Origin of the sequence: Galbibacter sp. (genome assembly GCF_035306585.1) — a bacterium.
In the GTDB taxonomy this organism is placed as follows: domain Bacteria; phylum Bacteroidota; class Bacteroidia; order Flavobacteriales; family Flavobacteriaceae; genus Galbibacter.
On sequence record NZ_DATGNU010000072.1, the window covers coordinates 1 to 12732 of the forward strand.

Annotated in this window: 11 protein-coding genes; all 11 read right to left on the reverse strand. The window is 38.4% G+C overall.

Annotation, left to right across the window (positions count from 1 at the left end; all coding sequences use genetic code 11):
- On the reverse strand, window positions 1-1172 hold a 1172-nt coding region (locus tag VKY50_RS07305), incomplete at its 3' end, for a RagB/SusD family nutrient uptake outer membrane protein (protein ID WP_324300374.1).
- 12 nt (window positions 1173-1184) lie between these two features.
- The gene (locus tag VKY50_RS07310; RefSeq protein ID WP_324300378.1) at window positions 1185-4154 is read right to left on the reverse strand and encodes a SusC/RagA family TonB-linked outer membrane protein; all 2970 of its coding nucleotides are present in this window, start codon (window positions 4152-4154) and stop codon (window positions 1185-1187) included.
- Window positions 4155-4429: 275 nt separating this feature from the next.
- Window positions 4430-7228, reverse strand: coding sequence for a triple tyrosine motif-containing protein (locus tag VKY50_RS07315; RefSeq protein WP_324300380.1), 2799 nt, complete (start codon window positions 7226-7228; stop codon window positions 4430-4432).
- 526 nt (window positions 7229-7754) lie between these two features.
- Window positions 7755-8408, reverse strand: a complete 654-nt coding sequence (locus VKY50_RS07320; RefSeq protein WP_324300382.1) for an NAD(P)-dependent oxidoreductase — start codon at window positions 8406-8408, stop codon at window positions 7755-7757.
- Window positions 8409-8421: 13 nt separating this feature from the next.
- The gene (locus VKY50_RS07325; RefSeq protein WP_324300384.1) at window positions 8422-9123 is read right to left on the reverse strand and encodes a DsbA family oxidoreductase; all 702 of its coding nucleotides are present in this window, start codon (window positions 9121-9123) and stop codon (window positions 8422-8424) included.
- A 13-nt stretch (window positions 9124-9136) separates the two neighbouring features.
- A complete protein-coding gene (locus tag VKY50_RS07330) occupies window positions 9137-9580 on the reverse strand; it encodes a hypothetical protein (protein ID WP_324300386.1) in 444 nt (147 codons plus the stop codon).
- A 69-nt stretch (window positions 9581-9649) separates the two neighbouring features.
- Entirely contained in the window at window positions 9650-10177 is a 528-nt protein-coding gene (locus VKY50_RS07335) for a YceI family protein (RefSeq protein WP_324300388.1), read from the reverse strand.
- Between the two features lie 205 nt (window positions 10178-10382).
- Window positions 10383-10961: a Crp/Fnr family transcriptional regulator gene (locus VKY50_RS07340; protein ID WP_324300390.1), complete on the reverse strand. Its 579-nt coding sequence runs from the start codon at window positions 10959-10961 to the stop codon at window positions 10383-10385.
- A gap of 238 nt (window positions 10962-11199) precedes the next feature.
- Window positions 11200-12210, reverse strand: coding sequence for a zinc-binding alcohol dehydrogenase family protein (locus tag VKY50_RS07345; protein ID WP_324300393.1), 1011 nt, complete (start codon window positions 12208-12210; stop codon window positions 11200-11202).
- 39 nt (window positions 12211-12249) lie between these two features.
- Window positions 12250-12546, reverse strand: a complete 297-nt coding sequence (locus tag VKY50_RS07350; protein ID WP_324300395.1) for a hypothetical protein — start codon at window positions 12544-12546, stop codon at window positions 12250-12252.
- Window positions 12543-12732: DUF4982 domain-containing protein (locus VKY50_RS07355; RefSeq protein ID WP_324300397.1), on the reverse strand; the 190-nt coding region annotated here is incomplete at its 5' end. The genes VKY50_RS07350 and VKY50_RS07355, both read right to left, overlap by 4 nt.

A 12732-nucleotide genomic window follows, 5' to 3' on the forward strand; every position in this document is an offset into this window, starting at 1 on the left:
ATGCCTGGATTTTGTCTTCTGTAATAAAGCATAAACTCGTTTTGGTCAGAAGGATGATTCTCGTATAAGTCTAAGGGATCTCCTAATTGTTTACCGGGAGGAAGAGCCGCAGGATCATTATAGAGATACTCGAATATGTAATAGGTATTATTTCGTCTATTGTCATTAGGGTCTTCATTAAGAAGATCAATCATATATTGATTTAATGAAATAAAACCTGCTCCAGCACCTCCATTTTCAACCGATTGCATCATGCCAGGGGCATCCGAATAAGCTGCTACCATATTCCAATTCATAATATGCGCACTACCTCCCCCTATGGTCTCTTTCATAAAATTAACGGTAAAAAGAGATTCTGAATGCTCTAATGTTCCAGCAAATACTTGCTCCGTCGGTACCAGGGAGTGAAACCCACTATTTATTATAGCATCTGCTTGTGCAGCAGCTTCAGACCAGTCATTCTCCCACATAGCTACTTTTGCCCTAAGGTGTCTCGCAGCACCCTGCCCCCATCTACCAAATTGCTCGGTTGCATAATCTAAATGTTCGATGGCAAAATCTAAATCGGATCGCAGAAGCGCAAAGATCTCATCGGGAGACGATTTATCCTGAGGTACATCAAAGGCATTCTCTGGGGTAGTCGGTTCTGTGGTTATATAAATATTATTAAACAGACGGTAAAGGGTGAAGAACGCGTGAGCTCTCATCGCTTTGGCTTCTGCCAAGATTTGATTCCTTCTATCCGGGTTTATTTCATCTAAATTCTCTGCACTTTTAATAATAGCATTACTTCTGTCTACTAAACGATAAAAATGCACCCAATGGGCATTAATCCCTGATGTAGTGCCATAATCTCCAAGCGAAGCCCCCCAAAGCAACCGGCTATAAAGGGAAACCTCCCCAGTGATTCCAACCCCTAAATCGCTCTTTGCTTGAAGGATCAGTGGATAAGTCCCGTTAAGGCTTTGATCTTGATAAATATTTCTATGTAGGGAATAGAGTCCTACTACGGCTGATTCTAGCCCTTCTTCGGTAGAATATAAGAAATCAACCGAGGTATCCGAATGCAAGCTATCCTCTAAAAAATCCTTCTCACAGGAAATAAAAAGGACAAGGGACAACAAGACTGTAAAAATCCCTTTTGATGATACTATAAAATGTTTATTTTTCATGATGTTTTTTTTTTAGAATCCTACTTTGACACCTAATGTAATATTCCGGGTTTCAGGGAATTCTGACTCCCATCCCGAGACTGGAGGCTGCTCTGGACTATACGACCTAAAGTCAGTGGAGGTAAATAAATTGGTGCCGGTGAGGTATACATTGGCACTCTTAATACCAAATTTCGATAGACTTTCTCCCGGAATATTATAGCCCAAAGAAAGTGTTCTAAGCCTGACATAGGAAGCATCTCTAACTGCAAAAGAATACAGATGTAAATGCGTGTCTGGTTTTGGACGTGGGTACTCAGTCGAAGGGTGTTCTGGTGTATAATATTTGGTGCGTATACCATTAATAGCCCCTTTCCATAGCTCACCATTTGCAAGTACCGGATTGAGTTTTGTAGCGCCTTGTACGATATAGATATCGGCAAATAGATCAAAGTTCTTATAAGAAATCGTATTGGTGATGGATCCATACCAATCAGGGTCAGTACTCGTGAATACATTATCCCTATCGTCGATTTGTCCGTTACCATCTTGATCCACTACCCTCACATCGCCTGGTTGCGCTAAGGGATTTCCTGAGCTAGCAATATCATCTCCTACTTGATAGATTCCATCATACTTTGGTTGCCAAATGTTGTTTATGGATTGCCCCACAGACAGTCTTCTTCCCCATGTATCTGTCATATCAATTGGATTACCATCATCGTCCAATTCTCCAGTGAGTGCAATAATTTCATTTTCATTTTTAGAAAAGATCAATCCCAAGGTCCATCTAAAATCTTCGTTGCGGATTATATTGGTCATTAAAGAGGCCTCAATTCCTCGATTCTCAAGTTCACCTGCATTAAAACGCATTACATTAAAGCCTGTTGTACCGGCAATAGAACGATCTAACAGTAAATCTTTTGTATTGGATTTATAATACTCGAATGTCCCTTCAAAAAGATTGTTGAACAATCTAAAATCTACTCCCGCATTAAAGGTAGTGGTAGTCTCCCATTTAAGGTTTGGGTTTGGAAGTCTGGAGGAAGGGGTGGCTCCTGCTACTGTTTCTCCACCAAATACATAAGGAACATCATCGGCAACACCTAGCGATTCTAAAGGATTAATTCCTTGGTTCCCTGTGTTTCCGTAACTTATTCTGAACTTCATTTCATTCACAGCATCCACTGCTTGCATAAAAGGTTCATTGTGCATTTTCCATGCAAGGGATAGGGCTGGAAAATAGCCCCATTTATTATTTTCAGCAAACACGGAGGCTCCATCGGCTCGCGCAGTCGCCTCGAGTAAGTAGCGATCAAGATACCCGTAACGAACTCTCCCCATAAAGGAAAGCAAACGGCGTTGCGATACATCTCTGACGCTATTTAAAAGTACCGTAGCATTACCATTAAAACCTAAAGCATCATTGGTAAACCCGGATTTATCTAACTGGGTGTATTCATTTCGTTGTTCATCGAACCCTTGGACGGCTGTAAAATCTAAAGAGTGATTTTGATTGATCTCTGGGGTGTAATTCACGATATTCTCAACCAAAACCTGTTTAAATAACGTATTAGAGAGAACCCCAATACCATCGTTACCTTCATCTCCTTGGGAGTGTAGCGAACTTCTGTAGATCCCTCTATTGGTGTTTCTATTTCTTAAAAAGGTCTTTAAAGTATAGCTCAATTGAGGTGTAATATCATATACCAAGCTAAGACTCACGTCTGTTAGATTTATTTTACTTTCGTCCATAGACTCCCTTTGATCCCATAATGGGTTTACCGCAGTATTTGTCGGTCCCAAATAGAACTTTTCTAATTCTCCCTGGTCATTGTACGGTTTTGCCAAGGGCGTAATAGTAGTAAAGTTAAGTCCACCTGTTTCGCGATCTTGTTTGGCATTTTGATAATTTAATATCCCTCTTAACAATAGCCGATCGTTAATTCTTTGTTCAAGGTTTAATTTAAAAGTCCCTCTTTTATATCCAGAATTGGGGATTATACCTTGTTGATCGAAGTAATTAACACTGGAGAATATTTTGGTATTCTCCGATCCTGCGGATAGTGAGAGCGAATGACTTTGGATAATAGCATCTCTTAAAACGAGATCCTCCCAGTCTACAAAGTTTTTATTCTCAATAGCTTCGAGTTCAAAAGGAGAAAAGATATTTTCATCATTTAGATAATCGCCCGTAAACCTATTTCTGTTGGCTTCTCTTTTTAAGTCGATATACTGTTGTCCAGTGTATTGATTAAAATTTTTAGTAAGCGATTGAATAGTAGTATACCCGTGGTAATCAATTCTTGGCTTGCCTTCCTTACCTGTCTTAGTAGTCACAAGGATGACTCCATTAGAGGCACGTGAACCATAAATAGCAGTGGAGGCAGCATCCTTGAGAATCTCAATATTGGCAATGTTATCAGGTGCCACATCATTTAAGTTGTCATAAGGCAGCCCATCCACAATAATTAGTGGTGCATTGCCACCAGGAGCAACAGACACATTTCCTCGGATAACAATATCGGAATTTCCACCAGGTCTAGCATCACCTAAATTGACCTGTACCCCCGTTGCTCTACCGCGAAGCATTTCAGAAACATTTGTAGTGGGTACTGTTGTGGCCTCCTCCACTTCAATGCTGGACACTGAACCAACCACATTACTTTTAAGCTGCGTACCGTAACCAACAACGATCACCTCGTCTAATGCCTGAAAATCTGCCTGTAAAACTGGATTAATGACCACGCGGCCCCCTACCGTTATTTCCTGGGTAACAAATCCAATATAACTGAATACAAGAACATCAGTTTGGGAAACTCCATCAATAGAGAAGTTTCCATCAAAATCACTTACGACCCCTCTAGTGGTTCCTTTTACAAGGATATTCACTCCAGGTATAGGGCCAGTATTATCAGATACTGTCCCACTTACGGTCTTGGTTTGTGAAAAGCCAAAGCCCGTACATAGTAATAGTACTATGGTTAGAATGCCATACTTCATTTTGTTTAGATTTTTAGAGTTTTTAGTTAGAGTTATAAATATAGCTGCTAACCTGATCAATCTTCCAAAATTGAACTCTATTAAAAACCTACAGTTTTATTATGCCTCCCAACAGGACACTATAAGGTGCACAACATATGATATTACAAGAGAATGCTACAAATAAGTTTGATCGTAAAAGTTGGTTCTTCTACAACCAAAAATTCTACTTGTAGAGCCGATGTAGTGGTATTTTTAACCTTTGTAGAGTAGCGAAGTTTTAAAAAACACCTTGGTTAGAAGTTTAAAATATAATCCGTTAGGTTGTCCTGATGTGGAAGTTTAAGTTTTTTACGAATCCTATAACGCTTCATTTCCACACTTTTCACTGATATATTCAATAGTGGTGCTATTTCTTTGGAAGAGAGATTTAGCCGTAGATAAGCGCAAAGCCTAAGGTCATTATTGGTTAAGTTCGCATGTTTGGATTTAATACGATTCAAGAAATCCTTATCAGCATTATTAAAAGCATCCTCAAAGAATTTCCAATCATCTTCGCTATTGATATTTCTGTCGATCTCGCGAAGCACTAATCGAAGTTGTTTATCTTTCTCTGGGATGGAATTGAGTTGAGATTTTATGGAAGATAAAAACTTATTCTTTTTCAAAATACTCATAGTGGAGATAGCGAGTTCTCTGTTCTTGCTCTCAATTTCATTTTGTAATTTTTCATTAAGAATATGACTAATGCGCTCTTTCTCCTGTAGGTTTCGACGCTCTAATTCTTTCTTATTGTTCAGAATAAGGGCTTCTTGTTTTTTCCTATAGTGCCGCTTATAAATTCGGTGGATTACAAAAAACAACAAGACTAAACTAAGTGCATACAAGGTGAGTGCTAAGAAGGAGAGATACCATGGTCTAGCGACTGTAAAACTATATTGTGCAGTATTTGTGGTAAGATTATTTCCTGCGAGCCCTCGAACGCTAAAGGTATATTCTCCAAAGGGAAGATTCATAAAGGTTACCTCCGGAGTTTCCGACCATTGACTCCACTGCTTATACAAGCCTTCTAATTTGTACTGATATTTTACATCAGTATACTTATCATACTCTGCTACACCGTATTGGAATTTTAAATTGTTATGTAAGTACTTAAACTCTTTTTCCCTTCGAAGATGCGTTTTGGTAGAAATATTTTGATAGTCACCGTATTGAATGGCATGAATGGCAATTTGATGTAGCGATGGATTCACCTTCTCTAAATCAAGTGAGATATAGCCATTAGAGCTTCCAATGAGATAATGAGAATCTGAAATCTTTGAGATATTCTCAAAACCACTCACCCCTAGATTAGTACTGAGTGTATTTGGAATAGAAATATTAAAATCATTTAATTTTCCACTTAAACTACTCTGGTAGATGTATTTTATGCCATTCTCAGTAAAGTACCAAACTCTTTGCCCTATGGTGTCAGGGATCAAAATACTGATGGGTCTTTGATTTTCTTTAAATACCAAGTCGGTCATCGTACTGTCTAAGGTGATATCTTTTAGGGTCTCATCGATGCGGTATATGCCTGTAAAGGTTTTATAGTATAACTGGTCATGGAATTGAAAAAGGTTCGAACTGTGACTAATCGGCGGCACATTATCTACTTTAACAACCTTTTGTAAGGCGGAATCTAGAACTAGGTGAAACAGGCCTTTTTGTTCATGATTTATAACTACATCCAAATTGTTTATCTCGAAAAAACGACTTGAAGTATCAAATCCTTCGACTACATTGCGTAAAGACCAATGATCATCTTCTTTTTCAAGTACACTTAACCCATTGTAATTCCCTTGTATAACAAGATCAGCTCTTTGGTCTATTGGCTTCACGCCCCAGGTTCCTCTGAAGTCAGAAACTAATGTTGCCTGATCTCCTTGGATGACGAAAGTACCACTGTTATGACCGCAAAAAATGGTTTGATGAACATATTGAAGGCTCCATACCTGTCCTTGGGTTCCTTTAATTAATTTAAAATCACCTTCACCTTCCGTCCTTCGTACAAAAAGGCCTTGATTGGTTCCAAGGTAGAGATAGCCATTATGATTTAAAGCCGCATACACTACACCTAACTTTCCGAGTTTATCGATATACTCATTAAAGGGTGAATACAGATTGACCACACTAATACCATTATCAAGACCTAACCATAAATTGTTATCGGCATCCTCAAAAAGTGATAGAACAGTATTATTGTTAAGTCCTTTCGACTGATCAACATTTCGGATTTGTCGTCCATTTTGATCCAAATGAAAAAAACCATTGGAAATACTCCCAAGAACAAAAGTACCATCCATTAGTTTGATACTACTATAGAGTCTAAGGTCCAAAGAGTCCATATCCGTTTTAAAGGGTGTAAGGGAGTTAAAATCATACAAGTACCACTTTGCATTATCAGTGATCATTAAGAGCTTCCCTTGATATTCATAAAGCCCAATTACGGATTGTGATTTCAATACAGGGTGGTCAGACACTAAGACCGGCTCCCCTTTTTCCAAGGTAAATAAGCCTTTTCTAGCTTTTTGAAAATAGACCTTATCCCTTAACTTGTGTAATTTTGCTTTAGCTGATTTGGCTTCTATAATCCGAAATTCCCGTTCAAATAAATCGTAAATGTAGATGCGGTCTAAGGATTGAAACAGTACCCAATGGTCATGGGCTAATATATCCCAAAATTCTTCGTCCATTGAAACAGGTGAGTCCAACCTATCGGACAGAGAGATATAATTCAATTGCCCGGTTTCATCTTTTGTCCAATACCCGAATTCTCGATAAGATCCCGTATAAATTCTTTCGTGTACTACCTCAACCGATCGTATTATGGATGCCGCTGGTAATTTATAACTCCGCCACTTACGCCCATCGAACTCTAAAAGACTCGAATGGTTGGCGATATAAATAAGTTTGGAAGAAGATTGAGCGATTCCCCAATTCTGGTATTCTCCATCATAGTTCTTTGGAGTGTAATTCTGAATTGGTGGAAGTTCCTGAGAGAACAGTCCATAAGAAAACACTAGCAGAAGGGAAGCAAACAAAAGCCTCAACATGATTAGTTTATATTAGGTCTAGCTAAAAAGTAAAGATATAAAATTTAGCCCAGTTAGGCATTTCTTAATAGTGGTAGTCGTACATTCTACTAAAAGTGGAAGCAAGCCAGTTTAGTGCTTTGACTAAAAACCTATTTTGCGCAACATATCAGTCCACTACCTTCTTGGAAGCTGTAAACAAGACTTCGATTAGGTAAAAAACTGGGTACTCCATCGATTTTTTGCTAGGAAGAATGGTATTATAGGTAACACAGTTCTACATTCTATGAGCAACCCTATAATAATTTTAAAACCCGTAGTAAAAAACGTCTCAATATGCGCTGCGACACAGAGTCGTGCCTATCCTTTAGAATTTAAGAAAAAATGGAAATGGATAGCTATCGAACCACTGATACCATGGAGGTATCAATAGATCAAAAGTCACAGTTAAATTGAACCCTCAATCAACCAAAATTCTTCAATTGTTTGAGAAGAACATTTAATACTGCCACTTTTTTAGCAGTTTTCCACTTCCATATAATGTAATTTAATAGGCCGCTGTAAATCGCTTCCTAATATGAGCCCCTTTTTCGGCTTCATCAATTAGTACTACGGCAGTATCCTGGACAGAAAGTTCGCTATTACCATTTTCATCAAAAACGGGGTTATCCAAACCTGTTCGATAGGTATTTTTCCGTTCTTGTGGTTTTCCCGGTGCCATTCCTAAAGCTGGGCTAAAAAAGGTCCACTCCAACTCTTGTTCTTTTGTTAAGATATCAAGGTACTCGGAGGCAGCCATTGCCCCTGGTTTAATAGCTGCAGGAAAATTAGGATCGTCGATCACTTTAGTGTCTTTGTCAAGGTACAAACTTCCAGCTCCTCCCACTACTATAAAACGCGTAACCCCTGAATTCTTAACCGCCTGCTCAATGGCTTTGGATCCTTCTAGAAATTCTTCATAGATATTTGGATTGGTCCACCCTGGATTAAAGGCGCTTATGACCACATCACTTCCAGCTACTGCTTGTGACAATTCATCTACATTTTTCACATCCACGGCCTTTTTAATGAGAAGGTTGCTATTGATTTCAATTTTACTGGTATCTCTCGCTATGGCAAGTACCGTATGTTTGCGATCAAGGGCTTCTTTTAAAACTTCTGCGCCCACAAATCCTGTGGCGCCAATTAATGCTATTTTCATATTATTTTTTATTTCAATTACAAGTTCCATCGGTAGAACAAGATTCACCGTTGATTATCTCCAGCTGGTTACCACTATTAGAAAATTCCTCCCAAGCCTTCTCGAGGGTCTGAAGAAACACCTTTGGGGATTGTGCTCCTGACACCGCGAACTTATCGTTAAACACAAAGAAAGGAACTCCTCTGACCCCAATATTTCTAGCCTCTAGTTCATCTTGCTTCACTTGGTAGGAGAATTCATCCGAGGCAAGCACTTTTTTTATTTCCTCCGCATTCATTCCTATAGAACAACCGATGCTTATAAGTTCCTCCTGGCTATCTATGTTTTTTCCATCCTCAAGTTGCGCCTTAAAAAGAGCTTCTTCTATTTCATTCCCTAAGTCTTTTGATTTTGCCATTTGGATAAGACGGTGTGCATTAAAGGAGTTTGCTACCATTGAATTTTCAAAATCAAGTGCTAGTTCAACTTCCGCTCCCATTTGGGTTGCGTTATTTAACATTTGTTTGGCTTGATCGATGGAGACTCCTTTGGTGTCTACAAAATAATCAATAGTACTAACCGAAGGGTCTGTTTCAAGCATTGGGTCAAGTTGAAAACTCTTCCAATTTATCGTTAATTCATCACGATACTGAAAGTTCTCTAAAGCTGTTTCGAACTTTCTTTTACCTATATAGCAAAAAGGACATCGTACGTCCGACCAAATTTTAATTTCCATATATTTTCTTATATTATAGCAACCCTATAGGATTTACTGATGGAAAATAAGTATTTAAACCACCGTCTCTAAGGGTCGCCAATTCAACTTCTATAACCCTAGAATTAGGAAGGAGCTCTTTTAAACCATGGCACATTTTTTTTGGATACCCCTGGTAGATTACCAAAACCGTTTTTTGTGTAGCCACTTCTCTAATCCTCTCAACTACCTTAGTCGACAAATTGGAAGTTTCATACAATAAAATAACATCGGCTTGCCAACATCCGTCTCTCTCGCAACTTATAAAATCCAGCTCTGCCATCATGTCAAATTTTGCGAGCTGCCTTAGAAGTCTCCTCTTGGCTTCGCTATCTGGCGAAACAAAGAGTAATTGAAGCTTTAGTTCTGATAAGGCTTTTAAGAGTATTTGAGGATAGGCTTCCTCCCCTGTAATAATGGCGATTGTTTTTGTCAACATCAATCACTAGTCAAAAAGAAAAATCCTAGAAAATCCAACCTTGTACTCTCTAGGACTGTCCCTATATCGTTATACTTGCTTTACAAATTGAACTTCTAAATTCAGGCGTACTTGATCGCCAACAACAACACTTCCAGCCTCCGTCATACCGTTCCAGGTCAATCCGAATTCTTTACGACTAATTTTACCATTAACCGTTAAACCTGCTTTAGTTTGTCCATATGGATCCACTACTACCCCTCCAAATTCAACTTCAAGGGTGACTGGTTTTGTAATCCCTCTCATGGTAAGTTCTCCATGTAATATATCACTTTTTACATCGAATTCCGCGGCTTTAAAGGTCAATTTAGGGTGATCATCACTAGCAAAGAAATCAGATGAACGCAAATGTTCATCACGCTGATCGTTGTTGGTGTCAATAGATGCAATATCTGCTGTGAATTCGATATTTTTCAATTTTTCAAATCCATCCCCCTGGGATTCTAAGGATCCCTCAAATACTTTGAACCTTCCGGTCACTGTTGAAATCATTAGATGCTTCACTTTAAAAATTACCTCACTGTGTGTTGGATCAATAGTCCATTTTGAAATTGCCATAATATGAATGTTTTACTGATTAATACTTATTTATACAACAAAGTTAAACCCATCCAACACCTTTGCCAATGACCTATGATAAGAAATAAGCGTGATCTATATCACCAATTTTACTTAAGGGATTGTTAACAATAGGACAGGTATTTCTGGCTAGTGGAGGCCTCCAAGAGTGTAATAAGTGCTTATGATTATTAATTCTACCTAATTACTGATGGCTAATTTGACTGCGAAGCCTGCTGAGGGTTTCTCTGGTGACTCCAATATAGGATGCAATCATGTGCTGAGGCACTCTTTGACTAATATCAGGAAACTCACTTATTAATTTGGTATAACGTTCCTCGGCAGAGATGGTCATATTCCTCATTAGCCTGTTCTGAGTGGCAATAAGATTATTTTGGATAAGAATTCTAAAATAGCGTTCCAGCGCAGGAACTTCATTTAAGAGTGTATCCCAAGATGGTTTTGTGATAAGAAGCAGCTCGCTTTCTTCCAGAGCTTCAATATTATACTGCGATCCTACACCAGTGAGAAAACTATATAAATCTGCGATCCACCAACCTTGCATCCCAAACTGAAGAATATGTTCATTCCCTTTCTCATCAATACGAAAACTCCTCAGAAGTCCTCTTTCTACAAAACAAGTATAAACACACGGGTCACCTTCCTGCAACAGGAATCTTTTTTTACGAAGTTTCTTGGGTATAAAAAGGGTCTTAACATGTTCAAAATCTTGATCCGTAATATCGATGGTCTCATTTATTTTTTTATGAAGTAACTCAAACATGTTCGTCGTTGTTATAATGCCTTTTTTTCTTTGTAACTTATTCAGCCAATAAAACAACCCTAAAAATACTAAATTTATTCTGTGGTAAATACTTCCAATGGGTAGAAGAAGAACTTTCTCCAATCTAGAACAATATAATAATCTCACGCGTGACACTACATTGGGAAGAAACACATTTAAACCTTCAGAGAATCTTTCTCTAGTAAAAAAACTGTAAATGCCCTTTAGGCTTTACTCCTTAATCAAAATGAATCATGGCCTTTATCACTGCAGTGTGAGGGTCTAACCACGAATCAAAATTAGAAATCATTTGAGAAAAATGAACTTGATGGGTTATAAAGGAATCCGTTGGAAATTCTTTTAAATGCTTTATTACAAATTCAAAATCTTCTTTGGTAGCATTACGACTGCATTTTAATGTGGTTTCTTTTGCATGGATTTTAGGATGAGAATAACATAGCTCCTCTTTAGAAAGGCCTACTAATATAAATTCTCCACCATGGGCCATGTAATCAATTCCTGTTTCCAAAGCTCTTTTGTTTCCAGTGGCATCAAATACTGCTGTTGCCATGTCTGTATTTGTTATCGCTGAGATTTGTCCAGAGGGATCTTTCAAGGCATCAATGGCGTATGATACACCAATCTCATCCACCACATAACGCAGACGATCCGCATTTACATCTAAAGCAATAACATTGGCTCCAGTGATTTGGGCGAGTTTCATAAGCCCTATCCCTATGGGGCCACAACCAATAACAACGATCGTATCCCCCCCTTGCACATTAGATCTTCTAAGTGCATGAGCACCAATGGCTAATGGCTCTACTATAGCCATCTCATTAAAGGTCAACTCATTGGCTAGAATTAATAGATCCGTAGAAACGGAAACAACTTCCTGCATCCCTCCATCAGCGTGTACGCCTAATACTTTTATATTTGAACAACAATTTGTTTTTCCTCCTCTACAGGCAATACAACTACCACAACTTACATAGGGCATCACAATTACCTTATCACCTTTTCTCAACCCTTGGTCGTTATGATCGATTTCTATAATCTCCGCTGCCAATTCATGGCCCAGAATTCTTGGATAATTAAAAAACGCTTGATTTCCCGCATAAGCATGTAGGTCGGTACCACAAATACCTACGCGATGAATCTTTAACAATGCCTCCCCCGCACCTTTGACAGGGATCTCTTTTTCTTTTAATACCAACTTGGTAGGTTCTTCACACACTATATATTTCATGGAAATCTTAAATTTTCAATTAAAGTTAAATAGAAAATTTTAATTCAATTCAACATCTTGGTTGGAAACTGTTATTGTCAAGGATTCTGAATCCAATCCCTCACTTGTGGCTTTCAAGGTAACAGGCTCGTTTTTATAATTCGACTGTATAATCACTAAGCATTTCCCGTTATATGCCCTGCGTTTATTTGCTTTAAAAGCCTCCATACTAGCTTGGTAACCATTATCTACACCAATAATTTTCCCACCACCAGTGATCTCAAATTGCACCAAATTATCAGCTTTTGGAACTAAAATGTTTTTGTCATCAAGGATGTTCACAGTAACAAAGATCAAATCATTCCATCTGCCTTTAGTTCCTTCTTATCACTGATTAATTGGATTTTAGCTGGTGATCCTGCAGTTCTTATTTCCTTCTCCAAGACAACTTCACCATCGCTTCGCGAGACTGCATAAAGAGTACCAGGCTTAAAAGGAACCCTCCAAGATACATGTAAATCATCTCCCTGTTTCGTTTTACTC